Source organism: Parasphingopyxis sp. (assembly GCF_052168295.1).
GTDB lineage: Bacteria > Pseudomonadota > Alphaproteobacteria > Sphingomonadales > Sphingomonadaceae > Parasphingopyxis.
This window is the reverse complement of sequence record NZ_JBQLZN010000017.1, coordinates 1-26,176: the sequence shown is the minus strand read 5'-3', so window position 1 is coordinate 26,176 and position 26,176 is coordinate 1. Positions and strand designations below refer to the sequence as shown.

Genomic DNA, 26,176 nt, shown 5'->3' with positions numbered 1-26,176 from the left:
GACTCGACCTAGCGGTCGAGCGCGGCACCGGCCCTCTCCCCCTCCCGACCTCCCATTGAGTGTACCCTAGTTGGGAGGTCGGGAGGGGGAGAGGGCCGGTGCCGCGACATTGCGACAGCAATGTTCTGACAAGTTACGGCGCAACCCATTCCACATTCGCCCGGTACACCGTGATCCAGTGCGGGCTGCCGCGGCAGCTGTTCATTTCGCGGCGTTCGATCAGGCGAAACATCGCCCCGTCCCAGACGAAGCGTTCGGCGGTCCCGCAATCGCCGATCCCGCGGCCCTTGGCATAGGTGCTGAGTTCGTTCGCCTCCGCGTTCCAATAGACATTGACGAGCAGCGGGACTTCGCGGTTCTCGCCCCAGGCGAATACCCGGTCGAAGCGCGCAGGCGTCACTGCGCCCTCGGCATCGCGGACATAGGCGATATCGCTGAAATTATAGGCGCCCCGGCTGCAGGAAATCAGGATCAGGTCGCGTGCATCGGAGAGTACGATCGCCTCGTTGCGGCGCAACTCCTCGTCGAGCCCGTCGCATTGGCGCGCCTCGTGCAGCGCCATCGCCTGATCGCCGGGCAGCGGCGCGGCAGTGTCGCCCGCGCGGTCGGCGACGGCCATGGCGCGGATGGTCGGCACGGACGGCGGTTCGGGGACCAGCGATGCCGGTTCGTAGCCCACGGCTGCCGAAGCGGTCACGGTTCCCGCGCGCTGCTGCCGGTCCTCGACAAAGAGCAGCGCCGCGTAGGATCCGTCGAGCGAGATCTGTTCGACGAGACCGCCATCGTGATCGCGCAGCTCAGCGTCTGAGCCGCGCGCCATCAGGCCCGCGATCTGCTGTGCCCGTTCGGGATCGAAATGATAGAGTTCGTCGCCGTCGCTGCGCGTCGCCGTGCCCGCAAATTCGCCATCGACGAGGAGCGTCATGGTCGACGGGGCCTCATCCTCGAACGCCCGAATGCCGATGCGGTGATAGCCGTCAGCCCCGCCCGCCCGGCGCACGGTGACCGAATAGCCGTTGCCGATCTCGAAGTCTTCGGTCGGCAGCGAGATCGCTTCGCAGGCCCAGCCATTGTCGCAGCCCACGGCCCAGTCGCCGAACAGCTGTACGCTGCCCGGCTCGGGCGTTGCCGGCGGCGGGGTTGCATGGGCCGGGCTTTGTACGGCGGCGGCGAGTGCGAGGAGCGTTTCGATCATGCGCAAAACCCTAGCCGATGCCGCAGCCGCACGGTAGTGACCGGCGTCACACGGAAGAAAGGATTACCATGCAGGCAGTCGGCGTTATCGGGGCGGGGCAGATGGGCGCGGGGATCGCGCAGGTTTCGGCGCAGGCCGGCTATCGCGTCTATCTGTCGGACGTCAGCCTCGAGGTTGCGGAAAAGGCGCGCGACGGCATCGCCCGGCAGCTCGGCAAGCTGGTCGAGAAGGAAAAGCTCGAGGCACAGGCGCGCGATGTCGCGATGGAACGGATCGAGCCGGTCGGCGAGCTTGCGCCGATGGCGAATGCGGGCCTGATCATCGAGGCGGCGACCGAGCGCGAGGATATCAAGCGCAAGATCTTCGAGGAGGTCGGCAAGATTTTCGGGCATGATGCGATCCTTGCCTCCAACACGTCCTCGATTTCGATCACCCGGCTCGCCCAGGCGTCGAGCGATGCGGAGCGGTTCATCGGCGTGCATTTCTTCAATCCCGTCCCGCTGATGGGGCTGATCGAGGTCATCCGGGGCCTGGCGACCGCGGACAAGACGGTCGAGCGGGTCGAGCAATATGCGACGGCGCTCGGCAAGCGCACCGTGCATGCGAACGATGCGCCCGGTTTCATCGTCAACCGCGTGCTGCTCCCGATGCTCAACGAGGCCTGTTTCGCGCTCGGCGAGGGCGTCGCGGGGATCGAGGATATCGACGCGGCCTGCCAGCTCGGCCTCAACCATCCGATGGGCCCGCTGACGCTCGCCGATTTCATCGGTCTCGATACGTGCCTCCACATCACGAACGTACTCTACTCCGGCACCGGCGATCCCAAGTTCCGCGCCGCGCCGTTGCTCGTCAAATATGTCGAAGCCGGCTGGCTCGGCCGCAAGACGGGCAAGGGCTTTTACGATTATTCGGGCGACACGCCGCAGCCGACGCGGTGAGCGAGAGCGAGGATCCCGCCACGCTCGCTTTCTACGAGAAAGAGGCGCCGGTCTATGCGGCGAGCGGCGACCAGGGCGCGAGCCGCCATCTGCCGGCTTTCCTCGTCGCCCTGCCGCCGGGCGGGCGCGTTCTCGAACTGGGCTGCGGCGGCGGGCGCGATTCCGCCGCGATCATCGCCGCCGGCTTCGATCTGGACCCGACCGATGGCTGCGCGGCGCTCGCCGCCAAGGCCGAGGCGCGGATCGGGCGGCCCGTGCGCGTGATGCGCTTCGCCGAACTCGATGCGGTCGAGGCCTATGACGGCGTGTTCGCCAATGCCTGCCTGCTGCATGTGCCGCGCGCAGGGCTGGCTGATATCCTCGCGCGCATCCATCGCGCGCTGCGCCCGGGCGGAATCTTCGTCGCGAGCTACAAGGGCGGCGGCGAGGAGGGGCGCGACCGGTTCGGCCGCTATTTCAACTTCCCGCATGCCGACTGGCTCGAGCGCACCTACCGTACTGCAGCCAACTGGGCCGATCTCGCCATCGCCAGCGGCCCGGGCGGCGGTTATGACGGGGTCGAACGCGAATGGCATATGGTGACAGCGATAAAGGGAAGATGACCATGGAAACCGGCCCGATCCGCGATTTCACGATCGATACTCCGCAGTCCGAACTGGACGATCTGAACGACCGTCTCGCCCGCACCCGATTTCCGGAGAAGGAAACGGTCGAGGATTGGGCCCAGGGCATCCCGCTCGCCTATGTCGAGGAGCTCGTCGCCTATTGGCGGGACGATTACGACTGGCGGCGCTGCGAAGCGGCGCTCAACGCGCACCCCAATCATCTGGTCGAGATCGATGGCGTCGATATCCATTTCCTCCATGTCCGCTCGCCCGAGGCCGATGCGCGCCCGCTGATCCTCACCCATGGCTGGCCGGGATCGGTGGTCGAGTTTCTCGATTGCATCGGCCCGCTCACCGATCCCGTCGCCCATGGCGGCACGGCCGAAGACGCGTTCCACCTCGTTATCCCCTCCCTCCCCGGTTACGGCTTTTCGGGCAAACCGGCGGAGACCGGCTGGTCGGTCGAGAAGATCGCGGAAAGCTGGCACGCGCTGATGACGGCGCTCGGCTATGATGCCTGGTATGCGCAAGGCGGCGATTGGGGCGCGATGGTGACGTCGGCGATCGGCGCGCAGGATAAGGGCGGCTGCAAGGGCATTCATGTCAACATGATCGTCGCCGCGCCGCCCAAGGCGGTAATGGAGAACCCGACCGAAGAGGAGCAGCAGGCGCTCGCCCGTCTCGCGCTCTACCGCGCGAAAGGCGCCGGTTATTCGAAACAGCAAAGCACCAGGCCGCAGACGCTCGGCTATGCGCTCGCCGATTCTCCGTCCGGCCAAATGGCGTGGATCGTCGAGAAATTCCATGACTGGTCGGATTGCGACGAGGGCGAAGGCGCGCATCCCGAAAATGTCTTCTCGCGCGACCGGCTGCTCGACAATGTCATGCTCTACTGGCTGAACAATGCCGGCGCCTCTTCGGGCCGGCTCTACTGGCACAGCTTCGGCAGTCCCAATCTCGATCCCGTAGAAATACCGACGGGCTGCAGCCTTTTCCCGCACGAGATCATGCGCGCCTCGCGCCGCTGGGCGGAGACGCGATTCAAGAATATCGTCTATTTCGAGAGCGTCGAACGCGGCGGCCATTTCGCCGCGATGGAGCGGCCCGAGGCCTTTGTCGGCGAGGTACGGGCGGCCTTTCGGGCGATGGACTGAAAACCGCGATGAAGGAGAAGAGCGAGCATCCGCTGGAGGACGTGCTCGACGAAGCCATCGAGTCCGGCCATGGCGACACGATCTCCTTGCAGGATATTCTCGACGAGTTCGGCACCCGCAGCTTCGGGCCGGTCGTCGTGATCATCTCGCTCGTGATCATCTCGCCGATCGGCAGCGTTCCGGGCTTGCCGATCGCGCTCGGCGCGGCGATCGTGCTGCTTGCCGCGCAGATAGTGTTCGACCGCTCTCATCCTTGGCTGCCGCGGCGGATGCTGGACACCGGTTTCGACAAGCACAAGGCCGAGGCGTTTCGCGACAAGGCCCATGGCACGCTCGAAAAGCTCGATCGGCTGATCCAGCCGCGCATGGAATGGGCGACCGGCCGGATCGCCCTCCTGTTCGCATCGCTCTGCCTGATCTTCCTGTCGCTGACGATGGTGCCGCTCGAATTCGTGCCGTTCGCCGTCACGCTTCCCGGTGCCGCAATGCTGATCTTCGGTGTTGGCCTGACCGCGCGGGACGGGCTGATGATGCTCATCGGCTTCGCGCTGACCGGCTCGACCTTCGTGCTGACCTTTATCTGGTGGCCGTTCGGCAGCGGCGGCTAGCCGCGATTGCGCTCGGCCCGGAAGAGCGTCTAGAAGCGCGCCGCACAGCAAGGAAACGGCATGACCGACACATCCACAGACGAGCACGCCCCCGATCCGGCACAGCTCGCCAAGGCGGAAACGCTTGTCGAGGCGCTGCCCTATATGCAGCGTTTCGCCGGCGCGACCTTCGTCGTCAAATATGGCGGCCATGCGATGGGCGATGCGAAGGCCGCGCGCGAATTCGCGATGGATATCGTGCTGCTCAAAGCCGTCAGGATCAATCCGATCGTCGTGCATGGCGGCGGGCCGCAGATCGGCGCGATGCTCGAAAAGCTCGGCGTGGAAAGCGAATTCGTCGAGGGGCTGCGCGTCACCGATGCGGAGACCGCGAACATCGCCGAGATGGTCTTGTCTGGCGCGATCAACAAGGAGCTGGTGAGCTGGATCGACCAGGCCGGCGGCCGGGCGATCGGCATTTCGGGCAAGGATGGCGGCTTCGTCCGCGCTGACAAAGTGACACGCACGGTGCGTGATCCCGAAAGCCTGATCGAGAAGGTCGTCGATCTCGGTTTCGTCGGCGAACCGGCTGCGATCGACCGGTCGGTCATCGACACGATTTCGGATGCGGGCATGATCCCCATCATCGCGCCGGTCGGCGTCGATGCGGACGGGCAAACCTACAACATCAACGCCGATACGATGGCGGGCGCGGTGGCGAGCGCGATGAACGCGGCGCGCCTCTTCCTGCTGACCGACGTGCCCGGCGTTCTCGACAAGGATGGCGCGCTGCTCACCGATCTGTCGCCCGACATGATCGGCCAGTTGCAGGCGGACGGCACGGTATCGGGCGGTATGATCCCCAAGCTCGAAACCTGCGTGAAGGCCGTCGAGGGCGGGGTCGGCGCGGCGGTGATCCTCGACGGCCGCATCCCGCATGCGATGCTGCTAGAAATCTTCACCCGGCGCGGCGCGGGCACGATGGTGCGGGCGATTTGATCTTGCTGTCGGCAACCGTGCTTGCACGGATCGGAATGAACCCGGTTTCGCCAATCTTCCGTTAGTCCTGAGCTTGTCGAAGGACGTCTATCGGCGGAGAAGCGCCCTTCGACAGGCTCAGGGCTAACGGTCTTGTTGGAGTCTCGTTCCCTGCTCGGTCGCGCTCCCTCGGTGTTTCAACAGGCCAACCCGGTGGATTGCCGTGTTGAATCGGTAAGGCGCAATCGCTAGATGCGATATTCGGCTCCCGAGGAGTATTTTCATGGTTTCCGCCCTGCTTGGCGTCGTGATTCTGCTGATCAACATCATGATCTGGGTGATCATCATCCAGGCCGTTTTCAGCTGGCTCGTCGCCTTCAATGTGATCAACACGCACAATAATGGCGTGCATCAGTTTCTCTATCTGCTCGAACGCGTGACCGACCCTTTCTACCGGCCGGTCCGCGCGATCATGCCCGATTTCGGCGGTATCGATTTTTCCCCGATCGTCGTGATCCTGCTCTTGCATCTGCTCGCCCGCTTCCTGATGGGCCTGCAATTGCAAGCCGTCGCGATGTAGCGACTTAGACGGGGGCGCGCGCATGACCGCAGAGATTATCGACGGCAAGGCTTTCGCCGCTGAGCTGCGCGCGCGCGTCGCTACGCATGTGCCCGATTTCGTGGAGGCGACGGGGCGCAAGCCCGGCCTTGCGGTCGTGCTGGTCGGCGACGATCCGGCAAGCCAGGTCTATGTCGGTTCCAAGGGCAAGGCGACGGTCGCCGTGGGCATGGAGAGTTTCGAGCATCGCCTGCCCGATACGACGACGCAGGACGAGCTGATCGCGATTGTCGAGACGCTCAATGCGGACGATGCCGTGGACGGGATTCTCGTCCAGCTCCCGCTTCCCGATCATGTCGATGACAAGGCCGTCATCGCCGCCATCGATCCGGCCAAGGATGTGGACGGCTTCCATGTCGTCAATGCCGGGCGGTTGGCGGTCGGCGAGGATGCGCTCGTGCCCTGCACGCCCCTGGGCTGCCTGATGCTCTTGAAGGACAGGCTCGGCGATCTGTCGGGGCTGGACGCCGTGGTCGTGGGCCGTTCCAATATCGTCGGCAAGCCGATGGCGCAGCTGCTGCTCCGTGAAAACTGCACGGTGACGCTCGCGCATAGCCGTACGCGGAACCTGCCCGATGTCGTGCGCCGCGCCGATATCGTGGTCGCGGCGGTCGGCCGGGCCGAGATGGTGAAGGGCGACTGGCTGAAGCCCGGCGCGGTCGTCATCGATGTCGGCATCAACCGCTTGCCGCCGGCCGAAGAGGGCAAGAAGGGCAAGCTCGTTGGCGATGTCGCCTTTGCCGAGGCCGATCATGTGAAGGCGATTACGCCCGTGCCAGGCGGCGTCGGGCCGATGACGATTGCCGTCCTGTTGCGCAACACGCTGGTCGCGGCGCGCGCCCGCGCCGGGCTCGATCCGGTGGAGGGTTTGTGAGCGCGCTCGCGCTGTTGCTCGCGCTGGCGTCCCCCGCCGATGGCGTGATCGCAGCGGAACGGGCTTTTGCCGAGGCGGCGCAGACGGACGGCCAGTGGACGGCGTTTCGCGCCTTCGCGGCCGAAGATGCATTTCTCTTCACGCCCCGGCCCAGCTATGCGCGCACCGTGCTCGCCGATGCCGAAGACCCGCCCGTGTCGGTTATGTGGTGGCCGGCGCGCACGTTCATCTCGTGCGACGGAACGATGGCCGTGAATACCGGGCCATGGGTCCGCCCGGGGCCGCGTCATGGCTATTTCGTCACGGTATGGGAAAGACAGGCGGACGACACATGGCGCTGGCGGCTGGACGATGGCGCTGATCTCGACGCGCCGATGGCCGCCGGAGACGAGCCCGCAGTCCGCCGAGCGGATTGCCCGTCCACCGCGCTCCGGGCGCGGACGGGCGAGACGATCCACGCCGGCCCGCGGCCGCGTGGCGCGTCCGCCGACCGCACGCTGACCTGGTCATGGCGGTGGACGGGTCTAGGCGGCGTGCTCACGATCCGTCTCTTCAACGGCGAGGAGATGGAAACCGTATTCACGCATGAAACAGGGCCGGCATCGTGATCGAGCTGTTCGTCTCGGCGCTGATCACCTTTTTCGTGGTGATCGATCCGCCGGGCTGCGCGCCGATCTTTGCGAGCCTCACGACCGGGGCGACGCCGAAACAGCGGCGCGGCATGGCCTATCGCGCGATCTTGATCGCGACGCTGATCCTCGTCTTCTTTGCGTTGCTCGGCGAGCAGCTGCTGAGCGCGCTCGGCATCACGCTCGATGCGTTCCGGATCGCGGGCGGCATCATGCTGTTCCTGATCGCGCTCGAAATGGTGTTCGAAAAGCGCACCCAGCGCCGCGAGGACCGGGCACAGAAGATCATCGACACGCCGGAAATCGAGGATGTCTCGGCCTTTCCCATGGCGATCCCGATGATCGCGGGGCCAGGCACGATCGCGGCGGTTATGCTGCTCCAGGCGCGCAGCCAGGGTATCGAGGAAACGCTGGTCGTACTCGGCGCGCTGGCGACGATATTGCTGCTGACGTTGATCGCGCTGCTCGCGGCCGGGCCCATGATGCGGCTCTTGGGTCAGCGGACCGAGGCGGTGATTACCCGGCTGCTCGGCGTGATCCTCGGCGCGCTCGCCGCGCAATTCATCATCAGCGGCACGATCGGCGCGTTCGGGATCAGCGTACCCGCCACATCCTGAACGGGGAATCCTCCGGCAGCTCGACCCGTTCGAGCCAGTCGGGCGGCGTGTCCGCCATCAGCCGCGCATACATGCTTTCGGGATCGTCCGACCCGTAGAGCTTCTCGCCCGAAATCTTCGGACAGAGCAGGACATAATCGACATCGTAGCGCGCGACCGTCTCGGCCATGCGGTCGGCATCCTCGCGAAAGGCGTGGAAGATATCGAGCATCGCCGGGCCGTTGCGGTGATAGGGCCCTGCGATCGCGTCATGATGCGTCATGACGATCAGGCGCGGGCCGAGATCGACCGGCGCGAGCACCGTGCCGCGCGGCAAGTCTCCGACCGGCGCGAGCGCGGCCGCGGACGGGCAGGCCGGGCCCTCCACGCCGTTCGCCGCGACGGCGAGATCGTCTTCGGTATCGGCGGCCTGCAGGATCGTGGCGGCGGGCAGGACGAGCCAGAAGCCGGTCATCACGGCGACGGCCGCGAGCGACCCGCCGATGCGGAGCACCATATTCTCCGAGCGTCTCCAGCGCGGCAGCAGATGCCAGCCGACGATCGCGGCGCCGGGCACGGCGATGAGCTGGGCGGCGGGCGCGATACGGACCTGCCAGAAGAGCAGCAGGATCGCGATGCCCATGAGCACGGTCAATGCGAGCAGCGGGACGAGCCGTTCGGTCTCGCCGCGCGCCTGCCAGGCCGCGACGAGATAGCCGGCAAGGCCCGACAGCGGCAGCGCGACGATGATCAGCGCGCGGCCGATGGATTGATGGTATAACGGCCGCGCCTCGCGGACATTGTCGAGCCACATCGCCTGCAGCTCCGCACTCACGCCCTCGGGCCGGCTCAGGCAATCGGGCCAGATGAGCGCAAAGGCGATGACGAGCAGGCCGCCGGCGACCGCGCCCGCGCCGAGCCGCGCGCGCCAGTCATGGAGCGGCAATATGGCGAGCAGCACGAGCAGCGCGCCCGCGCCCGCTACCGCCGACAGCCAGACCGGGGAGAGCGCATCGCAGACGGGCAGGCGGTTGGCGTTGGAGGCGAAGAGCGCGAAACCGAGCGCCGCGCCGCCGCCGAGAGAGGCGCCATAGGCCGCGATGCGGGCGCTGTGCGCGCGGTCGCGCACCCAGTAGAGCGCGGTGGCGGCGCCGATCAGCGCAAGGAAGACGAGCATTTCGAGACCGATGGCCAGCGACACGGCCGTCGCGAGGCCGCTGGTCACCCCGCCGCGTGCGCGCTTCGGATCGACGAGTCCGGCCAGCGCCACGGCGAGCATCGCCAGCTGCCAGCCATGATGGTCGATCCTGAGCGGCATCCACATCGGCATCAATATTCCGGCGCAGAAGGCGGCGAGGAGCGCGAGCGGCCAGGCGATCGGATCGATGATCCGCCGCGCGATCAGGCCGAGCGCAAACAGCCCGATCGCGAAAGGGAGCAGCGGCGCCAGCGCGACCGCCCAGCGTTCGGCCCATGCCGTGCCCAGCATCGGTTCGAGCAGCAGGAACAGCCCCGCGATCGGCAGGTCGGGCAGGTGCGACCAATGGATATTCGCGCCCTCGGGCGGGGCGAGGCGGTATTGGACGAGATCGTACCAGGCCTGCCCGCCGAGCAGCGCGCGGACCTGCGCCAGCCGCAGATTATCGTCGGTATCGCCGAGGGCCAGCGCCGCAATATCGGGCAGTTTCGCGAAAATCATCAGCACGGCGACCGCCAGCCACACGGCCAGCGTGCCGGCTTTCCAGCGCTTCGCCAGCCAGCCATTTTCCGAAAGATCGGTCATTCGCTCCCCGATATTGGTCAGTCCGTTAGTCCTGAGCCTGTCGAAGGACGTCTATCGGCGGAGAAGCGCCCTTCGACAAGCTCAGGACTAACGGCTTCTCGGGAAAGCACAGTTCTTCGTGGCTGATGAGGTCCATAGTGAAGAAAGGTTAACCATCTTGCCCTAAGGCGCATGGTCATGGTGTCGAACGGCATGTTTTTTTCCAGCGATCTCGTCCGCCAGATCGTCCGCTACTCGATCAGCGGCGGCGGGCTCACGCTCTTCTATTCGGGCGTCTATTGGGTGGCCGCCGTGCCGATGGGCATCGATCCGCTGGTCGCGAACACCGCCGCCTTTCTGGCGACGGTCGTTATCGGCTTTTTCGTCCATTCGCGCTGGAGCTTTGCCGGGCATGGGCGGCGCGACCGGCCCGTGCGCGCGTCGCTCCTGTTTCTGCTCGTCAACCTGGCGGGCTTTGCGCTCAACAGTTTCTGGGTGTGGCTGATCGCCGTGCACTGGGCGCTCTCGCCCTCGCTGCCGTTGATCCCGATCATCTTCGTCACGCCCTGGGTGAGCTTCTATCTCAACCGCCGCTGGACGTTCGGCGAATAGCGACAAGCGAGTATCAGCCGATCTCCGGCTGGGCGACCGGTGCGACGCGCGCGCGCTCGGCCGCGGGCCGGTCCAGCGCATCGGCGATCCGCCCCGCTACCTTCCAGAAGATCACGACCGCGATCGCCGAGACGATGCCGTCCGACCCGTAATGCCAGCCGAGATAGACCGAGCCGACCCAGATCAGCGCCGCATAGGCGGCCATGATGTAGCCGAAGGTGCGGTTGATCCGATACGCGCCGAGCGCGAAGAGCACGGCGAGTGCATTATGGACCGACGGCATCGCGGAGATCCCGCCGCCGATCACCAGTCCCTCGGCATCGCGGGCGCGGAGCAGGCCGTCCATGCTGTGCAGCGCGGTCAGGTTGCCGCCGCCCGCGCCCAGCATTTCGTCATGCGCGCGAATGATCGCCATCAGATCGGCATAGCTTTCATGCGGTCCGACGAGCGGGTTGTAGAAACACGGGCCCGCCGAGGGCAGCAGGAAGGCGAGGAAGGTACCGAGCCCGATCCAGACGAATAGATAGGTAAGCAGATATTGGGTGCGCAGCCGATAGCTGTTCGCGCCGAGAAACGCGCAGACGATCACGCCGATCGACATGGGCACGAACCAGGCATGGTAGGACAGGTCGATCAGCAGCGTCGCGGTCGGCGACCCGAACCAGTCGTGAAACCATATCCAGCCATCCTGCCCGAAGAACATCCAGCGGTCGGCCTCGGCCAGCCAGGGGTCGTGCGCGAAAGGCTGGGTTGCGAGGATCTTCTGTTTGTACGCGTTGAACGCCGTGATCAGCATCGCGAAGAGCATCGGCGGCCAGAGGATCCGGATGAAGCGGTGCTCGGTCCATTCCTCCTCCGCCCAGTCGCGAATGACGATCAGCGGCGAAGGCGCCTCCTGGCCCTTTTTTGGCCGGTTCTTCCAGAGCAGAAATACGAGCCCGAACACGCCGACCGCGAACAGCAGGGCGAAGGCGGCGGTCAGATAATTGCGGAACAGCGCAAAGAAGCTCTCGGTCGGCACGCGATCGTTCGCGAACACGATGACGAAATAGACGGCTGTGACCAGAAAGCCCCAAAAAGCGGCGCGCGCTTCGCGAAATTCCGTCATCCGTCTGCCCGTTGCCGTTTCGAAGGTCGAACCGGTCATCGCAGCTAGGTTTAAATTTTAGGTTAAGAAAGGCTTGTGTCCCGCGCGATCCGGGGCTTTTCGGCGAACAGCCATCCGCACACGAACCCGGCCGCCAGCGCGCCTGCGAACTGGGCGATCAGGAACGGCCCGATATCGACAGGCGCGATCCCGGCGAAGGTGTCGGAGAGCCCGCGCGCGACGGTGATCGCCGGATTGGCGAAACTGGTCGAACTCGTGAACCAGTAGCCGGCGCTGATATAGAGGCCGACGGCCGGCGCGACCCAACTCGGCCGGAAGCGGACCGCGCCGAGGATGGTGAAGATCAGCCCGAACGTCGCGATCGCCTCGCCCGCCCATTGGCCGGCGCCCGTGCGCGATTTCGTGGAGACTTGCAGGATATCGAGATCGAACATCAGATGCGCGGCCCAGACGCCGATAATCCCGCCCGCAAGCTGGGCGAGTACGTAGAACAGCGCTTCGCTTGCCGGCAGTTCGCGGCGGATAAAGGCGACGAGCGTCACCGCCGGGTTGAAATGCGCGCCGGAGAGCGGGGCGAGCGCGAGGATGATCACGAAGAGGATCGCGCCGGTCGCCAGCGTGTTGCCGAGCAACGCAATGGCGACATTTCCGCCGGACAGCGTCTCGCCCATGATGCCCGACCCGATCACCGTGCAGAACAGGAAGAAGGAGCCGATGGCTTCGGCGGCCAGGCGGCGCGGCAGGCCGGGATGGTCCGTCGCACGCGGCTGCTCGTCGCGGATCATGTCTTCAGACATAACGATTATCCCGCTGGACGAAACGGGATAGGGTTTCCCAGAGAACCGTTAGTCCTGAGCCTGTCGAAGGACGTCTATCGGCGGAGAAGCGTCCTTCGACAGGCTCAGGACTAACGTGATAAGTTCTGTCGTTTGGGAAGGGGGCTAACGTTTCAGACATGCGTCGCGCCTTCGCTCTTGCCGATGGCGGCGAGTTGCTCGGTCAGCGCGTCGCGGTCCAGATTGTCGTGCGGCAGCGCGAGAAAGGCATCGATGCGCATCTCGAGAAGGCGCAGCGCCTCTTCGAATGCCGCGCGCTGGCCATCGCCCTCGACCGCCGCCGGATCGGCGATGCCCCAATGGGCGCTTGCCGGGTGGCCGGGCCAGACCGGGCAGGCTTCGCCCGCCGCATTGTCGCAAACGGTGAATATGTAATCGAGTTGCGGGGCGCCGGGTTCGGCGAATTCGTCCCAGCTTTTCGACCGCAGTCCTCCGGTCGGCAGGCCATGGCGCTCCAGCGTTTCGAGCGCCATTGGGTGGGGCGTACCCTTGGGCTCGCTGCCCGCCGAAAGCCCCCGGAAACGGCCGCCGCCCTTATGGTTGAGCAGCGCTTCGGCGAGGATCGAACGGGCGGAGTTGCCCGTGCACAGGAAGAGCACGCTGCGCGGCGCGTCGGACATCGGCCGGCGTCCGGTTCAGCAGCAGCGGGCCGGCGCCGGGCGCTGCGCCTCGAGCGCGGCCACGTCTTCGGGCGACGGGCCGCTGCCATAATGGGTCGCTTCGCCATGGGTCAGGAAGGTCTCCCAGGCGATACCGTCCGGATCGGCGATCCAGCTCTTTTCCGACTGCGCATAGCAGCAGGTCGTCTCGCCCTCTTCGAGGACCGGGCGGCCCGCCTTTTCGAGGCGCGCATAGACGTCGCGCAGTTCGTCCGCATTCTCGGCCTGGATGCCGAGATGGCTGATGCCGGTTTGCGCATGCTGGCCGGTCGAGATCGCGAAATTGACGCGCGGATCGTCGAGCATCCATTTGGCGTAATCGGGCTTGGTGACGCTCGGTTCGGCATCGAACAGCGCCGAATAAAAGGCGATCGAGGCGTCGAGATCGGCGACGCCGACATGGAGGTGGAGCCGTTTCATGAGGCGATCCTTTCAAGTGTATCGGTGAGTTCGCTGACGCAGCCATCGCCGCCGCAGCAATTTTCCATGAGATATCCGACGAGCCCGTTCATCGCGCCATAATCGGCGCGATAGATGAGCGAGCGGCCGTCGCGGGTGCGGCTGATCAGTCCGGAGCGTTCCAGATGGGCGAGGTGGAAGGAGAGCGAGGAGTTGGGCACGCCGAGCCGCTCCGCGATCTCCCCGGCCGTCATCCCGCTCTCGCCCCGCTGGACGAGCAGCCGGAACAGCGCGAGCCGGTTGGCTTGCGCCAGCGCGCCCAGCGCATCGAGCGCCTGCTGTTCGCGGAGTGAGTCGGTTTTCCGTTCCATATTTCGATATTTCCAGAATTATCGAAATATGTCAAGCGCGCTGAGTTTTCGGAGCCCCCCCCCCGGTGTAAACGAAACTGTTAACGAGAAGCTTTTTGTCAGAATTTTCCTGGCGGAAAATCGCGGCACCGGCCCGCACCCCCTCCCGACCTCCCAATCAGGGTACACTCAATGGGAGGTCGGGAGGGGGAGCGGGCCGGTGCTGCGCCTGAGCGTTAGCGAAGGTCTGACAGACTAACGCGTGCGTCGGCCGAGCAGCCTCAGGCGCAGCGCATTGAGCTTGATAAAGCCCTCCGCATCGCGCTGATCATATGCTCCGGCATCGTCCTCGAAGGTCACCACGTCCTGACTGTAGAGGTTGAACGCAACATCCGCCTTGCGGCCCACGACATCGGCCGACCCCTTGTAGAGCTTGAGCCGCACCGTGCCCGTCACGTCCCGCTGGCTGTGGTCGATCGCCGCCTGCAGCATTTCGCGCTCGGGGCTGAACCACAGGCCGTTATAGATGAGCTCGGCATAGCGCGGCATCAGCTCGTCCTTCAGGTGCATCGCCCCGCGATCCAGCGTCAGCTGTTCGATGCCCCGATGCGCGGCGAGCAGGATCGTCCCGCCCGGCGTTTCGTACATGCCGCGCGACTTCATGCCGACGAAACGGTTCTCGACGAGATCGAGCCGGCCGATGCCGTGCGTCTTGCCGAGAGCGTTGAGTTCGGTGAGCAGGGCCGCCGGTGACAGCGTCTTGCCGTCGATCGCCACCGGATCGCCATGTTCGAAATCGATCTCGACATAGTGCGGCGTGTCCGGCGCGTCCTCCGGATTGTCGGTGCGCGAATAGACATAGTCGGGCGTTTCTTCCCACGGATCCTCGAGCACCTTGCCCTCGCTCGATGTGTGGAGGAGGTTTGCATCGGTCGAGAAGGGTGCCTCCCCGCGCTTGTCCTTGGCGACCGGTATCTGATGCGCCTCGGCGAACTCGATCAGCTTGGTGCGGCTGGTCAGGTCCCATTCGCGCCACGGGGCGATCACCGTGATGTCCGGGTCTAGCGCATAATAGCCAAGCTCGAAACGGACCTGATCGTTACCCTTGCCGGTCGCGCCATGGGCGACGGCGTCGGCGCCGACCTGATGCGCGATCTCGATCTGGCGTTTCGAAATGAGCGGCCGCGCGATCGAGGTGCCGAGCAGATACAGTCCTTCATAGACCGCATTGGCCCGGAACATTGGGAAGACATAGTCGCGGACGAACTCCTCGCGCAGATCGTCGATGAAGATATGCTCGTCCTTGACGCCGGCCATCTGCGCCTTGCCGCGCACCGGCTCCAGCTCCTCGCCCTGGCCGAGATCGGCGGTGAAGGTCACGACCTCGCAGCCATATTCGACCTGCAGCCATTTGAGGATGACGCTCGTGTCGAGCCCGCCCGAATAGGCGAGTACGACACGCTTGATTTTCTCGGCCATCGGCACGCTTCCCGTATTGCGTTATGGAACAGACCGACGCGGCCTATGCGCTATGCGGGATTCGCGCAACTGGGGAGGAGGTCCGATGGCAGAGAACAAGACCAAGCCGACAAAGAAAAGCCCGGCAGATTTCATCGCGGCGGTGGAGCCCGACTGGAAACGCGCGGATGCCCAAACAGTCTGCGCGATGATGGAGCGGCTGTCGGGCGAAAAGCCCAAAATGTGGGGGCCGTCGATCATCGGCTTCGGCCAGTATCACTACAAATATGAGAGCGGCCGCGAGGGCGATTTCATGCTGACCGGCTTCAGCCCGCGCAAGACGGCGCTCACGCTCTACATTATGGGCGGCTTTCCGCGCCACGAGGAGATCATGGCGCGGCTCGGCACGTACAAGACCGGGAAATCCTGCCTCTATGTCAAACGGCTCAGCGACATCGACATGGATGTACTGGAAGAACTGGTGGCCGCTTCGCTCTCTTATATGCGCGAGACGTACGACACAGCGTGAGATTCTGTCGACGAAATACGCGTCGCGTTAAACGGGCATACAGGGATTTCTTCCTATATCGGCCGCATCGAGAATGATGCCGGCCGCTTCGGGATCCGGCATCTGCAGGAGTGAATGCGTGGACCGTTCGATTGCCATAGGTTTGATTTCCTTCGCCTTGACGGCGTCGGTGCTGGCGATCCCCACGATTGCGAACGCGCAGGATACGGGCGCCAGGGGCGAACCGATGACGCGGGCGCAGATGGAAAGCCGGATTGCCGAGCGCTTCACTGCGGCCGACGCCGATGGCAGCGGCGCGCTGAGCCGCGACGAACTGGACGCCTATCGGGCAACGCGCCGGGCCGAGCGCCAGTCGCGCCGCTTCGCCCGGATGGATAGCGACGGCGATGGCGAGATCAGCGTCGCCGAACGCAATGCCGCCCAGATGCGGCGGATCGAACGGCGCGGCGTACGGCGCAGCGACATGATCGCCGAAGAGCGGTCGATGCGGGCTCGCCTGTCCGATCTGGAGATGGCGCCGCTCGGCAATGGCACCGCGCGGCGCAGTTCGCAGGAAGACGCGCAGGGCCGGCATATGTCGCGCCGCGAGCAAGCCTGGGCCGCCGCAGATGCCGACGGCAATGGCGCGCTCAATGCCGCCGAATTCAGCGCGCTCCATGACGCTCGCCATGTGCGCCGGGCCGAGCGCCGGACCATGCGCTTCGACCGCGCCGATAGCGATAGCGACGGTCAGTTGACCCTCGCCGAGTTTTCCGCCCGTCCGCTGGCCCGGTTCGACCGTGCGGACGCCGATGGCGATGGCAGCGTAACCCGCGAAGAGCGTCGCGCGGCGCGTCAGGCGATGCGCGCGGACCGCAGGGCACGCCGCGCCGGGCGCAACAACTAGTTCCCGCTCCCATAGCGGAAAAGGAAGGGCCGGTGCAGCGATGCGCCGGCTCTTTTGGTTTTCGGCGAACGGCAAACGGGCTCGGCCGAACGGCTTGTGAGGGGGCTAAAAGGACATTAGTCGTAATAGGGGTCTGTCATATAAGGAGGATAAGCCGATGCGGTCGCGCTTTATGACACTCAAGGCGCCCATGCTGGCCATATTGCTGGTTGCGGCAGGCTGCAGCGGCGAGCCCGAGCGCGACGCCGGATCGACGGCAGACCAAGTGATTGCGCGGCATGTCGAGGCGATCGGCGGCGCGGAGGCGATCGACGCGCTGCGCAACATCCGTATCCGGCCCGAAGTAGTCGAACCGGACTTCACCGTCTTCGGGGATTACCGCGCAACGCGCGAGGGACGGATGCGCGTCGATATCTATGCGGGCGGCGCGCGCGTATTCAGCGAAGGCATAGACGGCGATGGCGGCTGGCAACAGGCGGGTGCCGGCGCGGAATTCACGGAGACGACGCCTCTCGCCCGCGCGGCGCTGGAACGCGGCATCGAGTATAACCTGTTCGGGCTGCGTAATCTCGCGGCGCGGGGCCATCGGGCCTCGCTGTTCGGGCGCGAGGAGATTGAGGGGGTGAACTATTACGTGCTGCATATCGCCATGGAGGACGGGTTCGAGCGGTTCGTCTTCATCAATCCCGATACATGGATGATCGACCGCTACCGGGAGACGAGCGCCCTGCACCCGGATCTCGACGACGAGGAACGGCCAGAAGAGACCATTCTCAGCAATTTCGCCGAACATTGCGGCGTGCTGCGCGCCACCGAGACCCGGAAGATCGACCGCGAGACCGGGGACGAGGTCCAGCGGACGCGCGCGCTGGAGATCGATTGCAATATCGATGCAGACGGCCTGAATATCGGCCGCAACGAACCGGCGCCGCCCGCTCCGGGATGAGCCCCTACGGATAATGTCCTAGTATCACCCGCCTTTTTGCGATTAGATTTCGTCCATGGGAGCGGGACATTCGCATCATGGGCATGATCATGCGCACGGTCATGGCCACAGTCATGCGCCGGCGGATTTCGGACGCGCCTTCGCGATCGGGATCACGCTCAACACGCTCTATATCATCGTCGAGGCCGGTTACGGTTTCGCCATCGGATCGATGGCCCTGCTCGCCGATGCCGGGCACAATCTGTCCGACGTTCTCGGCCTGATCATCGCCTGGACCGGCGCGACGCTCGCCAAGCGCCCGCCGAGCAAGCGCTACACTTTCGGGTTTCGTGGGTCCTCGATCCTCGCTGCTCTGTTCAACGCCGTCCTGTTGCTCATCGCGGTCGGCCTTATCGCGCTCGAGGCGATCCAGCGCATCGTCTATCCGGCGCCGGTGCCGGGCGGCACGATCATCGTCGTTGCGGCTATCGGGATCGTGATCAACGGGGCGACGGCGCTGCTCTTCGCGCGGGGCCGCAAGGGCGATATCAATATCCGTGGCGCGTATTTGCACATGGCGGCCGATGCGGCCGTATCGGCGGGAGTCGTAATCGCCGGCGTGCTTATCCTCACGACGGGCGCGAGCTGGATCGACCCCGTGACGAGCCTCGTCATCGGACTGGTGATCCTGCTCAGTACCTGGGGCTTGCTCCGGGACTCGGTCAAAATGTCGCTCGCCGCCGTGCCCGACCATATCGACAGCGACGAGGTGCGCGAAATGCTGCGCAACATGAATGGCGTCGCGGACGTTCACCATCTGCACATCTGGAACATGAGCACGACCGAAACTGCATTGACCGCGCATATCGTGATGCCGGCCGGTCATCCGGGCGACGCCTTTCTAACCGAAGTGCAGGCGCGGCTCGCCGACCGGTTCCATATCGGCCATTCGACGATCCAGATTGAGCGTGGCGATTCCCCGGGCGATTGCGATGGGTGCTGACGGCCGCGGGCGTTAGAGGATCGTGCGGAGCCGCGCCTTTTCTCGTTCCAGATAGTCGCGGGTGAGCGGCAAGGCGTCGCGTCGCCGGACATATTGGATCTGGTAGTTGCAGGTCCCGCCGTAGCGGAACGAGACTCCCGCGCCGCTCAGATAGAAGAGCCACATGCGGTAGAAGCGCTCGTCGTAGAGCTCGACAATCCGGTCGCGCGCGGCCTTGGTCCGGTCGTACCAGTGTTCGAGCGTCATCGCGTAATGAACGCGCCACATTTCGATGTCGGTCGCCATCAGTTTCGCTTTTTCGCTCGCCGGCACGATCTCCGACAGCGCCGGGACATAGGAGCCGGGAAAGGTATATTTGGAGGTGAAGGCGTCGGTGCCGTTGGGCACGCCGATCCGCCCGATCGTGTGGAGCAGCATGACGCCGTTCTCGGCGAGCAGGTCGTGGCAGTGGCGGAAGAAGCGGTTGTAGTTGGGCGGCCCGACATGCTCGAACATCCCGACCGAGACGATCCGGTCGAACCGGCCCTCGACATCCCGATAATCTGCGAGCTCGAACCGTACCTTGTCGGCCACTCCGGCGTCGTCGGCACGGCGTCGCGCCGCTTCCAACTGTTCCTCGCTCAGCGTGATCCCGAGCACCTCGCCGCCGGTGACCCGGTGGATCGCAAGCGCCATGCCGCCCCATCCGCTCCCGATATCCAGCACGCGCGATCCGGGCTTGAGTGCAAGCTTGGCGAGAATATGGATGACTTTCGCGCGCTGGGCCGCTTCGAGGCTCATTTCCGGATCCTCGAAATAGGCACAGCTATACTGCATGTCCTCGTCGAGAAAGAGCCGGAAAAGTTCGTCGGAAAGGTCGTAATGATGGGCGACATTGCGCTTCGAGCGTCGGCGCCAGTTGAAATGATCGAGACGCTGGCGGGTCGCCTGACGGGCGCGCTTGAAGACTCCGCGCGGGGCCAGCGGTCCGGTCTTCTCCCATTGCTGGTTCTTGCGGATCAGGGTGATCAGATCGCGGATTTCGCCGCGCTCGACCCGCATCCGGCCGTCCATATAGGCCTCGGCAGCGCCGAGCCGCGGGTCGCTGGCGATCGCGCGCGCGGTGCCGGGCTCGGTCAGGCGGACCGCGACGTCGGGGAAATCGGCGTCGCCGTCGCCGTAACGATAGTCGGCGCCGTCAGCGTCGGTCACCGTCAGCCGGCCGCGCTTGATCAGGCGGCCCAGAAACTTGTCGAGCAGCCACATGGCCCTATGCTTTCACTGTTGCCGGTCCAGTGCAAGCCGGTTCGGCGGAAACGCGCGGCGGGTTACCGCCGTCCCTGAACGGACATGCGCAGACATATCGGAGGACGAACAACATGGCCCAGAACATCGCCCCGCTGACGATCGATCCCGATCCGCTCGCGCCTTATGCGATTGCGCCGGGCTGGCGGGTCGGCGATCTGCTTTTCCTGTCCGGTCAGGCGGCGATCGACGAGGCTGGCGCTATCGTCGGTATCGGCGATTTCGAGGCGCAGCTCGCCCAGACCTTCGCCAATATCGACCGGGTGCTGGCGGCGGGCGAGAGTAGCCGGGACCGGATCGTCAAGGTGACGATCTATCTGACTGATATGGGCAATTTCCCGGCTATGGTCGAAGCGCGCAAACGCTATTTCGCGCCGCCCTGGCCGGCCGATACGATCGTTGAGGTCAAATCGCTGGCGCTGCCCGAACTGATGGTCGAGATCGACGTGATCGCGGTCGTGGGTTAGCCCAGCGCCGCCTGTTTCTCCTCGGCCAAACGATCCAGTTCAGCGCGGCTCTTCTTTTCCGATGCCGATTTGAGCTGCCCGCAAGCCGCCATGATATCGCGGCCGCGCGGGGTGCGGATCGGGGCGCTGATCCCCGCATCGAAGATGATCTCGGAAAAGCGCGCAATGCGATCCGGGTCCGAACATTCATAGGGCGCGCCGGGCCAGGGATTGAACGGAATAAGGTTGACCTTGGCCGGCAACTTATAGTGTCGGATCAGGCGGACGAGCTCGCGCGCATCCTCGTCGCTGTCATTCTTGTCCTTCAGCATTACGTACTCAAACGTGATCCGCCGGGCATTGTTCGCGCCCGGATAATCGGCACAGGCCTGCAGCAGTTCCTCGATCCCGTATTTGCGGTTCAGGGGCACGATCTCGTCGCGCACTTCCTTGGTCACGGCATGTAGCGAGACGGCGAGATTGACGCTGATTTCCTCGCCCGTCCTTTCGATCATCGGAACGACGCCCGAGGTCGAGAGTGTAATCCGGCGGCGCGACAGGGCCAGGCCTTCAGCATCCATCACGATCTGCATCGCGTCGCGGACATTGTCGAAATTGTAGAGCGGTTCGCCCATGCCCATCAGCACGATATTGGTCAGCATCCGGCCATGCGGATCGTAATTGCTCGATTCGCCCGGCCCCGGCCATTCCTCCAGCGTATCGCGCGCCAGCATGACCTGACCGACGATCTCGCCCGGAACGAGGTTGCGCACGAGCCGCATCGTGCCGGTGTGGCAGAAGCGGCAGTTGAGCGTGCAGCCGACCTGGCTCGAAATACACAGCGTGCCGCGATCCGCGTCCGGGATGAAGACCATCTCATAGTCCTGCCCGTCGACCGTCCGCAGCAGCCATTTGCGCGTGCCGTCTTCCGACACGAGATGCTCGACGATCTCGGGCCGCCCGATCACGAAATGCTCGGCAAACCAGGGCTGCTGCGCCTTGGCGATATCGCTCATTTCGGTGAAATCGGTTTTGCCGCGATGGTAGATCTGGTGCCAGACCTGCTTGGCGCGCAGCTTCGCCTGTTTCGGGGCAAGTCCCGCCGCTTCGAAGGCGGCGCGGATTTCCGCGCGCGGCAGGCCGAGCAGGTCGATACGCCCGTCTTCGCGCGCCGGCAGATCGCGCGGCACGGGGACGGGGTCGACCGTTCCCGGCCGGTTCATGGGGGCGGATGATGCGCTCATGCGGCGCCATGTAGGCGCCTCGCGCCAAATTTGCCAGACGGCGCCTTACTTGGCCGCCGCATTCGGCCCGCTTTAATATTCGAAAACCTGGTTGCAGTAGAACACCGTGACGCCGTCATTTTCCCGGACTTCGGTTACGGCGCGCGCAGCATCTTCCATGGGCGTTTCGCGTTCGCTGCCATCCGCATTGACCGGATAGCCGGCCTCGATCAGCGCCTCAGTCACGCGTTCCACGGGTTCGTCAAAGCGGATGCCGCTCGCCCATATGCAGCAGCTTTCCTCGATCATCGCGTCTTCATAACCGACGACATGCAAGCCCAGCCAACGGCCCTCGAAATCGAGCTGATATTCGATCACCTCCGGCGAGCCTTCATCGGCGTAGGGCCGGGCCATCTGCGTCGGTACGGGTTCCGCAATGCCGGGGATGGTCACCGAACCCGGCCCGGCGATCGGCGCCGCATTGGGGTCGTCGTTCATTTCGAACACCGTCGCCATCGCGCTCGTGAAGCTCTCGGAATATTCGCAGGTCCTCGGATCGGCGAAATTTAGAAAATCATCAAGGTCCGGGAGATCGGCCGCGTCCGCCGTCACGCTCTCCGTCGCCGCCGTGCTCTCCGTCTCCCCGTTCGCGTCTTCCGCCGCGGACGCGCCAGACGCGTCCCCGCACGCCGCAAGCCCCAGTGCCAGAAAAACCGCCAATCCTGCAAAAATCTTCACCTATGCCCCCATAACTGCACATCAGAACGCACCGATCTTGCACGCGCGTTCGAGCCGGTAAAGCCCTGCAATGTCGGAAATTATCCAGTGGCGCAGCCCAGCGCTGCCGCGTCGATCGCGCTCGCGGCGCCGCGCAGGCTGTAGATATCGACGAAGCGGCCGGTTCGCCGGGATCGCGCCTCGATCCGCATCGAAGCGCCGCTACGCATCGCCGCGACGATTGCCGCGTCGTCGCGGCTCGATTCCGCCCAGGCATCGGGGCCGCGGCCGACCAGCTCGAACTGGCGATTGCCGATTGTGAGAACCGGCCGGCTGTCGTCCCCGATGTCGCGGCGCAAGCGGAAATGCACCTGACCGCGCCGATCGCGGTCCGGCCAGGTGCCTACCGAGGCGAAGGGTTGCCATTCGCCGCGCCTTGCCCGGTCCGGGCGCGCGATCGCGTAGCAACGCGGTACCTCGGCGTCGCGAAACGCGCCCCAATTGCCGTAGATTCCGAGGGAATCCCTGGCAGTCGCGCTTGCCGGGAGCATCAGCAGCGGCGCGGCGAGGAAGGCCCAGCGCCCCTTCACGCCCGCTCCCCGCCATCGCCCTCGACGATCAGCGTCTCGACGCCGTCTTCGATCATCACGACCGATCCCTGCGGCAGGCCCGGCGCTACCGGCACGCCATAGCCGGGCAATGGATCGAGCCCACGCAATACGCCGCGGAATACGCGGCTCGATATGCCGTGCATGATGACGAGCTTGTCGCCCACCGTGCTGCCATGCTCGCCATGCCACGCACTGACCCGATCTGCGATTTCGGCATAACTCTCGCCGTCGGGCGCGGGCTTCAGGAGACGTGTTTCCAAGTCGACGATCGGCCCATATTCCTCGGCGACATCGGCATAGTATCGGCCGCCCCAGCAGCCCATGCCGATCTCCACCAGCCGGTCGTCATGCCGGGCATCGTGCCAGTCCAGCTCGAGATGCTCGGCGATAAGGGCGAGCGTCTGCGACGCGCGGCCGGCGCTCGACGACCATAGTGCGAGATCGGGCTTGGGGCCGAGCCGGTGGCGGAGCACCGCACCCATCTGGTCCACCTGTTCGAACCCCGCGCGCGTCAGCGGCGTATGGACATGGTCGCCCTGCAGCCGCGCGGCCGCGTTGAACACGGTCTCGCCGTGACGGGCGATGTAGAGACGGCCGGGCCTGTTCATCGCACGGCTGATCGCCAATCCGTGCCCCGAAAGCAACAGAATTCCGCCGTTTATCCGAGGTTCATGCAACCTTTTGCTATGCCATGCGCTTGGCCTCGAACCCCTCCATCTCGGGGCCGTGTAACAGAGTAAGGAGTATTACCATGCGTAAATTTGTGATTGCCGCTGTGCTTGCCGCCGGCGTTTCGACCCCGGCGCTCGCCCAGTCCAATACCGACGTCTTTACCGGATTCCGGCTTGAGGCGCTGGCCGGCTACGACAATACCAGCGTCGATAATGACGGCGATTTCTCGCCGGGCACGCAGGACCGGTTCGACGATGGCAGCGGCGAGGGTCTCGACGGTTTCCTCTACGGGATCGGTATCGGCTACGACATCCCTGTCGGCGGCGCGATTCTCGGTATTGAGGGCGAATGGACCGATTCCACCGCCGGCGAAAGCGATGACGCACCGTTCGGCCCGGGCAGCAGCGCATCGTTCGAAGCCGAACGCGATTTCTACGTCGGCGCGCGCGTCGGCGTGCCGGTCAGCCCGCAGGCGCTGCTCTACGCACGCGGTGGCTACACCAATGCGCGGTTCGGGCTGGACGCCGATGACGGCGCCGGTTTCGCGCAAGATTTCGATGCGTCGCTGGACGGTTTTCGCGTCGGCGCGGGGATCGAATATCTGTTGGGCGGCAATGTCTACGGCAAGGTCGAATATCGCTATTCCAACTATAGCGATCTCGAAGTCGATGTGGCCGACACGAACCTCAATTTCGACGATTTCGATGTGAACACGGACCGGCATCAGGTCGTCGCGGGCGTGGGCATTCGCTTTTAGCCTTTTAGCATGTGCGATCCCGGAGGGGCCGGAGCGGCTGCTCCGGCCCCTTCCTCGATCGACGAAGCGCTCCCTGATCAAGATGAACTGTTGCTGACCGGCGCGTGCGGCGGGCGTTCAGACTTGGCGGCCTACCGGACACGGCGATCCCATGTTCGGATCGGTCGCAATCAGGAGTATCTCATATGCGAAAAACCTTCTTCCTCGCCCTTGCCGCGAGCACTATCGCCTGCCCAGCCATGGCACAGTCCACGAACGACTTTTCGGGCTTCCGGCTCGAGGCGCTCGGCGGTTTGGACGAGTTCGAAGACGATCAGGGCGCCGTCTATGGCGCGGCTATCGGTTATGATGTCCGCTCGGGCGGCTGGGTATTCGGCGTGACGGGCGAGGTGAACGACAGCTCCACAGAGGAATGCGATACTTCCGTGTTCACCGCGGGCGACGAAGTGTGCGCGCAGGTCGGGCGCGAATTCTATATCGGCGGTCGCGTCGGCCATGTGATCGCGGACAATCTCCTGCTTTATGGCGGCCTCGGCTACTCCAACACGCGGCTCCGGATCGAAACGACGACGCCGGGCGCGCCGGATACGACGCTCGCGGCGAACTATGACGGCGTACGCGCCACATTGGGGCTGGAGCTTGGGATCAGCGAGAATGCGTTCGCGCGGGCCGAGCTGCGCGGCACGGCCCTGGAAGACGATTTCGAGCGGGGCCAACTGATCGGTGGGCTGGGTATCCGCTTCTAACCGCTACTATCCACAGAAAATCACCGAAAACGGGGGTCGGGGCCTTGCGTTCCGGCCCCTTTTCCTTGCCAAGTTCTGCGATAAAGGGCAGGACTTTTCTCCCGAAAACGACTATGCCGCGGGCAGGGGATGACAATGAAAGCGACGATTGAACGGGCAGTGCTTTTGAAGAGCCTCGGCCATGTGCAATCGGTGGTCGAGCGCCGCAATACGATTCCGATCCTCTCCAACGTCCTGATCGAGGCCGTCGATGGCGGCGGGCTGAAATTGATGGCAACCGATCTCGATCTGCAGATCGTCGAAACCGTCGAGGCGCAGGTCGAGCAGGCCGGCGCGACGACCGTTTCCGCGCACACCCTGTTCGATATTGTCCGCAAGCTGCCAGAAGGAAGTCAGGTGTCGCTCGAGGCGGCCGAGGGCAAGATGGCGGTCAATGCCGGCCGCGCGCGGTTCAACCTTGCGACGCTGCCGCGCGACGATTTCCCGGTGATCGCAGAAGGCGAACTCCCGACGCGGTTCGAACTCCCGGCGGCATCGCTGCGCGAAATCATCGACAAGACGCGCTTCGCGATCTCGACCGAGGAAACGCGCTACTATCTGAACGGCATCTTTCTCCACGTTACCGACGACGATCAACCGGTGCTCAAGGCGGCCGCGACCGACGGCCATCGCCTCGCGCGGTTTACCTTGCCGCGCCCGGACGGGGCGGATGGGATGCCAGACGTGATCGTGCCGCGCAAATGCGTGGGCGAGCTGAGAAAGATGCTCGACGAGCTCGACGGCACGGTCGAGGTGGCCCTGTCCGACAGCAAGATCCGCTTCGGCCTCGGTACCGCGGTGATGACCTCGAAGCTCATCGACGGCACTTTCCCCGATTATAACCGCGTCATCCCGACCGGGAACGACAAGCTGCTGAAAATCGATCCGCGCAGCTTCGAAGAAGGCGTCGACCGCGTCGCGACCATCGCGACCGAAAAGACGCGCGCGGTGAAGATGGCGCTCGATACGGACAAGATCA

At 64.7% G+C, this 26,176-nt stretch carries 31 protein-coding genes; 18 read left to right on the top strand and 13 right to left on the bottom strand.

Annotated features, from left to right (window positions below):
- Positions 1 to 133 precede the first annotated feature (133 nt).
- Entirely contained in the window at positions 134 to 1,195 is a 1,062-nt protein-coding gene (locus tag ACTS1Z_RS02700; protein WP_442622898.1) for a DUF1176 domain-containing protein, read from the bottom strand.
- A 68-nt stretch (positions 1,196 to 1,263) separates the two neighbouring features.
- Between ACTS1Z_RS02700 and ACTS1Z_RS02695 the strand changes: the two genes are divergently transcribed.
- From ACTS1Z_RS02695 to ACTS1Z_RS02655, 9 genes are all read left to right on the top strand, one after another.
- Positions 1,264 to 2,133, top strand: coding sequence for a 3-hydroxyacyl-CoA dehydrogenase NAD-binding domain-containing protein (locus tag ACTS1Z_RS02695; RefSeq protein WP_442622897.1), 870 nt, complete (start codon positions 1,264 to 1,266; stop codon positions 2,131 to 2,133).
- Complete coding sequence (locus tag ACTS1Z_RS02690; RefSeq protein WP_442622896.1) at positions 2,130 to 2,735, top strand: class I SAM-dependent methyltransferase; 606 nt, start codon at positions 2,130 to 2,132, stop codon at positions 2,733 to 2,735. Before ACTS1Z_RS02695 ends, ACTS1Z_RS02690 begins: the two co-directional genes overlap by 4 nt.
- The gene (locus ACTS1Z_RS02685) at positions 2,732 to 3,892 is read left to right on the top strand and encodes an epoxide hydrolase family protein (RefSeq protein WP_442622895.1); all 1,161 of its coding nucleotides are present in this window, start codon (positions 2,732 to 2,734) and stop codon (positions 3,890 to 3,892) included. The genes ACTS1Z_RS02690 and ACTS1Z_RS02685 overlap by 4 nt, the downstream gene beginning before the upstream one ends.
- An 8-nt stretch (positions 3,893 to 3,900) precedes the next feature.
- Complete coding sequence (locus ACTS1Z_RS02680; RefSeq protein ID WP_442622894.1) at positions 3,901 to 4,500, top strand: exopolysaccharide biosynthesis protein; 600 nt, start codon at positions 3,901 to 3,903, stop codon at positions 4,498 to 4,500.
- Positions 4,501 to 4,560: 60 nt separating this feature from the next.
- Positions 4,561 to 5,478: an acetylglutamate kinase gene (argB, locus tag ACTS1Z_RS02675; RefSeq protein WP_442622893.1), complete on the top strand. Its 918-nt coding sequence runs from the start codon at positions 4,561 to 4,563 to the stop codon at positions 5,476 to 5,478.
- Positions 5,479 to 5,740: 262 nt separating this feature from the next.
- Positions 5,741 to 6,037 (top strand): YggT family protein, encoded by a 297-nt coding sequence (locus ACTS1Z_RS02670; RefSeq protein WP_442622892.1) that lies wholly within the window; start codon positions 5,741 to 5,743, stop codon positions 6,035 to 6,037.
- 22 nt (positions 6,038 to 6,059) lie between these two features.
- Positions 6,060 to 6,950: a bifunctional methylenetetrahydrofolate dehydrogenase/methenyltetrahydrofolate cyclohydrolase FolD gene (folD, locus tag ACTS1Z_RS02665; protein ID WP_442622891.1), complete on the top strand. Its 891-nt coding sequence runs from the start codon at positions 6,060 to 6,062 to the stop codon at positions 6,948 to 6,950.
- The gene (locus tag ACTS1Z_RS02660; RefSeq protein WP_442622890.1) at positions 6,947 to 7,558 is read left to right on the top strand and encodes a hypothetical protein; all 612 of its coding nucleotides are present in this window, start codon (positions 6,947 to 6,949) and stop codon (positions 7,556 to 7,558) included. Before folD ends, ACTS1Z_RS02660 begins: the two co-directional genes overlap by 4 nt.
- Complete coding sequence (locus ACTS1Z_RS02655) at positions 7,555 to 8,196, top strand: MarC family protein (protein WP_442622889.1); 642 nt, start codon at positions 7,555 to 7,557, stop codon at positions 8,194 to 8,196. Before ACTS1Z_RS02660 ends, ACTS1Z_RS02655 begins: the two co-directional genes overlap by 4 nt.
- Here the strand turns inward: ACTS1Z_RS02655 and ACTS1Z_RS02650 are convergent.
- The gene (locus tag ACTS1Z_RS02650) at positions 8,174 to 9,958 is read right to left on the bottom strand and encodes an AcrB/AcrD/AcrF family protein (protein WP_442622888.1); all 1,785 of its coding nucleotides are present in this window, start codon (positions 9,956 to 9,958) and stop codon (positions 8,174 to 8,176) included. The two genes, ACTS1Z_RS02655 and ACTS1Z_RS02650, sit on opposite strands and share 23 nt — an antisense overlap.
- A gap of 192 nt (positions 9,959 to 10,150) precedes the next feature.
- Here ACTS1Z_RS02650 and ACTS1Z_RS02645 point away from each other — a divergent pair, with 192 nt between their 5' ends.
- Positions 10,151 to 10,549, top strand: coding sequence for a GtrA family protein (locus ACTS1Z_RS02645; RefSeq protein WP_442622887.1), 399 nt, complete (start codon positions 10,151 to 10,153; stop codon positions 10,547 to 10,549).
- A gap of 13 nt (positions 10,550 to 10,562) precedes the next feature.
- Here the strand turns inward: ACTS1Z_RS02645 and ACTS1Z_RS02640 are convergent, their stop codons facing one another.
- From ACTS1Z_RS02640 to ACTS1Z_RS02615, 6 genes are all read right to left on the bottom strand, one after another.
- Positions 10,563 to 11,696 (bottom strand): phosphatase PAP2 family protein, encoded by a 1,134-nt coding sequence (locus ACTS1Z_RS02640; RefSeq protein ID WP_442622886.1) that lies wholly within the window; start codon positions 11,694 to 11,696, stop codon positions 10,563 to 10,565.
- Positions 11,697 to 11,719: 23 nt separating this feature from the next.
- Positions 11,720 to 12,454: an aquaporin gene (locus ACTS1Z_RS02635; protein WP_442622885.1), complete on the bottom strand. Its 735-nt coding sequence runs from the start codon at positions 12,452 to 12,454 to the stop codon at positions 11,720 to 11,722.
- A gap of 152 nt (positions 12,455 to 12,606) precedes the next feature.
- The gene (locus tag ACTS1Z_RS02630) at positions 12,607 to 13,113 is read right to left on the bottom strand and encodes an arsenate reductase ArsC (protein ID WP_442622884.1); all 507 of its coding nucleotides are present in this window, start codon (positions 13,111 to 13,113) and stop codon (positions 12,607 to 12,609) included.
- 15 nt (positions 13,114 to 13,128) lie between these two features.
- A complete protein-coding gene (locus tag ACTS1Z_RS02625) occupies positions 13,129 to 13,572 on the bottom strand; it encodes an ArsI/CadI family heavy metal resistance metalloenzyme (RefSeq protein WP_442622883.1) in 444 nt (147 codons plus the stop codon).
- A complete protein-coding gene (locus tag ACTS1Z_RS02620; RefSeq protein WP_442622882.1) occupies positions 13,569 to 13,922 on the bottom strand; it encodes an ArsR/SmtB family transcription factor in 354 nt (117 codons plus the stop codon). The genes ACTS1Z_RS02625 and ACTS1Z_RS02620 overlap by 4 nt, the downstream gene beginning before the upstream one ends.
- A gap of 234 nt (positions 13,923 to 14,156) precedes the next feature.
- The gene (locus ACTS1Z_RS02615; RefSeq protein ID WP_442622881.1) at positions 14,157 to 15,380 is read right to left on the bottom strand and encodes an argininosuccinate synthase; all 1,224 of its coding nucleotides are present in this window, start codon (positions 15,378 to 15,380) and stop codon (positions 14,157 to 14,159) included.
- Positions 15,381 to 15,465: 85 nt separating this feature from the next.
- Here ACTS1Z_RS02615 and ACTS1Z_RS02610 point away from each other — a divergent pair, with 85 nt between their 5' ends.
- From ACTS1Z_RS02610 to ACTS1Z_RS02595, 4 genes are all read left to right on the top strand, one after another.
- A complete protein-coding gene (locus ACTS1Z_RS02610; RefSeq protein WP_442622880.1) occupies positions 15,466 to 15,888 on the top strand; it encodes a DUF1801 domain-containing protein in 423 nt (140 codons plus the stop codon).
- A gap of 118 nt (positions 15,889 to 16,006) precedes the next feature.
- Positions 16,007 to 16,774, top strand: a complete 768-nt coding sequence (locus ACTS1Z_RS02605; protein WP_442622879.1) for a hypothetical protein — start codon at positions 16,007 to 16,009, stop codon at positions 16,772 to 16,774.
- Between the two features lie 157 nt (positions 16,775 to 16,931).
- Positions 16,932 to 17,720, top strand: coding sequence for a hypothetical protein (locus ACTS1Z_RS02600; protein ID WP_442622878.1), 789 nt, complete (start codon positions 16,932 to 16,934; stop codon positions 17,718 to 17,720).
- Between the two features lie 55 nt (positions 17,721 to 17,775).
- The gene (locus ACTS1Z_RS02595) at positions 17,776 to 18,702 is read left to right on the top strand and encodes a cation diffusion facilitator family transporter (RefSeq protein WP_442622877.1); all 927 of its coding nucleotides are present in this window, start codon (positions 17,776 to 17,778) and stop codon (positions 18,700 to 18,702) included.
- A gap of 12 nt (positions 18,703 to 18,714) precedes the next feature.
- Here the strand turns inward: ACTS1Z_RS02595 and ACTS1Z_RS02590 are convergent, their stop codons facing one another.
- On the bottom strand, positions 18,715 to 19,947 hold the full coding sequence (locus ACTS1Z_RS02590; RefSeq protein ID WP_442622876.1) for a class I SAM-dependent methyltransferase: 1,233 nt from the start codon (positions 19,945 to 19,947) through the stop codon (positions 18,715 to 18,717).
- 113 nt (positions 19,948 to 20,060) lie between these two features.
- On the opposite strand from ACTS1Z_RS02590, the gene ACTS1Z_RS02585 reads away from it, so the two are divergent.
- Positions 20,061 to 20,453 carry a RidA family protein gene (locus ACTS1Z_RS02585; RefSeq protein ID WP_442622875.1) on the top strand — a complete coding sequence of 131 codons (393 nt, stop codon included), beginning with the start codon at positions 20,061 to 20,063 and terminating at the stop codon, positions 20,451 to 20,453.
- Here ACTS1Z_RS02585 and rlmN read toward each other — a convergent pair.
- From rlmN to ACTS1Z_RS02565, 4 genes are all read right to left on the bottom strand, one after another.
- Positions 20,450 to 21,655: a 23S rRNA (adenine(2503)-C(2))-methyltransferase RlmN gene (gene rlmN, locus ACTS1Z_RS02580; protein ID WP_442622874.1), complete on the bottom strand. Its 1,206-nt coding sequence runs from the start codon at positions 21,653 to 21,655 to the stop codon at positions 20,450 to 20,452. The genes ACTS1Z_RS02585 and rlmN overlap by 4 nt on opposite strands.
- Positions 21,656 to 21,748: 93 nt before the next feature.
- Positions 21,749 to 22,393 (bottom strand): hypothetical protein, encoded by a 645-nt coding sequence (locus ACTS1Z_RS02575; RefSeq protein WP_442622873.1) that lies wholly within the window; start codon positions 22,391 to 22,393, stop codon positions 21,749 to 21,751.
- Between the two features lie 80 nt (positions 22,394 to 22,473).
- Positions 22,474 to 22,962, bottom strand: a complete 489-nt coding sequence (locus tag ACTS1Z_RS02570) for a hypothetical protein (RefSeq protein ID WP_442622872.1) — start codon at positions 22,960 to 22,962, stop codon at positions 22,474 to 22,476.
- Positions 22,959 to 23,591 (bottom strand): histidine phosphatase family protein, encoded by a 633-nt coding sequence (locus ACTS1Z_RS02565; RefSeq protein WP_442622871.1) that lies wholly within the window; start codon positions 23,589 to 23,591, stop codon positions 22,959 to 22,961. The genes ACTS1Z_RS02570 and ACTS1Z_RS02565 overlap by 4 nt, the downstream gene beginning before the upstream one ends.
- Positions 23,592 to 23,734: 143 nt before the next feature.
- Here ACTS1Z_RS02565 and ACTS1Z_RS02560 point away from each other — a divergent pair, with 143 nt between their 5' ends.
- From ACTS1Z_RS02560 to dnaN, 3 genes are all read left to right on the top strand, one after another.
- Complete coding sequence (locus ACTS1Z_RS02560) at positions 23,735 to 24,412, top strand: outer membrane protein (protein WP_442622870.1); 678 nt, start codon at positions 23,735 to 23,737, stop codon at positions 24,410 to 24,412.
- Between the two features lie 185 nt (positions 24,413 to 24,597).
- Complete coding sequence (locus tag ACTS1Z_RS02555) at positions 24,598 to 25,158, top strand: outer membrane protein (RefSeq protein WP_442622869.1); 561 nt, start codon at positions 24,598 to 24,600, stop codon at positions 25,156 to 25,158.
- Positions 25,159 to 25,293: 135 nt separating this feature from the next.
- Positions 25,294 to 26,176, top strand: an 883-nt coding sequence (gene dnaN, locus ACTS1Z_RS02550; protein WP_442622868.1) for a DNA polymerase III subunit beta, incomplete at its 3' end; no start/stop codon positions are given.

Bases quoted from the DNA above. Each gene is read 5' to 3' on its own strand.
- ACTS1Z_RS02635 (WP_442622885.1), bottom strand. From the start codon at position 12,454: ATGTCTGAAGACATGATCCGCGACGAGCAGCCGCGTGCGACGGACCAT.
- ACTS1Z_RS02585 (WP_442622875.1), top strand. From the start codon at position 20,061: ATGGCCCAGAACATCGCCCCGCTGACGATCGATCCCGATCCGCTCGCG.
- ACTS1Z_RS02695 (WP_442622897.1), top strand. From the start codon at position 1,264: ATGCAGGCAGTCGGCGTTATCGGGGCGGGGCAGATGGGCGCGGGGATC.
- ACTS1Z_RS02640 (WP_442622886.1), bottom strand. From the start codon at position 11,696: ATGACCGGTTCGACCTTCGAAACGGCAACGGGCAGACGGATGACGGAA.
- ACTS1Z_RS02600 (WP_442622878.1), top strand. From the start codon at position 16,932: ATGCGGTCGCGCTTTATGACACTCAAGGCGCCCATGCTGGCCATATTG.
- ACTS1Z_RS02615 (WP_442622881.1), bottom strand. From the start codon at position 15,380: ATGGCCGAGAAAATCAAGCGTGTCGTACTCGCCTATTCGGGCGGGCTC.
- ACTS1Z_RS02650 (WP_442622888.1), bottom strand. From the start codon at position 9,958: ATGACCGATCTTTCGGAAAATGGCTGGCTGGCGAAGCGCTGGAAAGCC.
- argB (WP_442622893.1), top strand. From the start codon at position 4,561: ATGACCGACACATCCACAGACGAGCACGCCCCCGATCCGGCACAGCTC.
- ACTS1Z_RS02670 (WP_442622892.1), top strand. From the start codon at position 5,741: ATGGTTTCCGCCCTGCTTGGCGTCGTGATTCTGCTGATCAACATCATG.
- ACTS1Z_RS02590 (WP_442622876.1), bottom strand. From the start codon at position 19,947: ATGTGGCTGCTCGACAAGTTTCTGGGCCGCCTGATCAAGCGCGGCCGG.
- ACTS1Z_RS02555 (WP_442622869.1), top strand. From the start codon at position 24,598: ATGCGAAAAACCTTCTTCCTCGCCCTTGCCGCGAGCACTATCGCCTGC.
- ACTS1Z_RS02680 (WP_442622894.1), top strand. From the start codon at position 3,901: ATGAAGGAGAAGAGCGAGCATCCGCTGGAGGACGTGCTCGACGAAGCC.
- ACTS1Z_RS02630 (WP_442622884.1), bottom strand. From the start codon at position 13,113: ATGTCCGACGCGCCGCGCAGCGTGCTCTTCCTGTGCACGGGCAACTCC.
- rlmN (WP_442622874.1), bottom strand. From the start codon at position 21,655: ATGAACCGGCCGGGAACGGTCGACCCCGTCCCCGTGCCGCGCGATCTG.
- folD (WP_442622891.1), top strand. From the start codon at position 6,060: ATGACCGCAGAGATTATCGACGGCAAGGCTTTCGCCGCTGAGCTGCGC.
- ACTS1Z_RS02685 (WP_442622895.1), top strand. From the start codon at position 2,732: ATGACCATGGAAACCGGCCCGATCCGCGATTTCACGATCGATACTCCG.
- ACTS1Z_RS02560 (WP_442622870.1), top strand. From the start codon at position 23,735: ATGCGTAAATTTGTGATTGCCGCTGTGCTTGCCGCCGGCGTTTCGACC.
- ACTS1Z_RS02645 (WP_442622887.1), top strand. From the start codon at position 10,151: ATGTTTTTTTCCAGCGATCTCGTCCGCCAGATCGTCCGCTACTCGATC.
- ACTS1Z_RS02610 (WP_442622880.1), top strand. From the start codon at position 15,466: ATGGCAGAGAACAAGACCAAGCCGACAAAGAAAAGCCCGGCAGATTTC.
- ACTS1Z_RS02700 (WP_442622898.1), bottom strand. From the start codon at position 1,195: ATGATCGAAACGCTCCTCGCACTCGCCGCCGCCGTACAAAGCCCGGCC.
- ACTS1Z_RS02565 (WP_442622871.1), bottom strand. From the start codon at position 23,591: ATGAACAGGCCCGGCCGTCTCTACATCGCCCGTCACGGCGAGACCGTG.
- ACTS1Z_RS02595 (WP_442622877.1), top strand. From the start codon at position 17,776: ATGGGAGCGGGACATTCGCATCATGGGCATGATCATGCGCACGGTCAT.
- ACTS1Z_RS02620 (WP_442622882.1), bottom strand. From the start codon at position 13,922: ATGGAACGGAAAACCGACTCACTCCGCGAACAGCAGGCGCTCGATGCG.
- ACTS1Z_RS02625 (WP_442622883.1), bottom strand. From the start codon at position 13,572: ATGAAACGGCTCCACCTCCATGTCGGCGTCGCCGATCTCGACGCCTCG.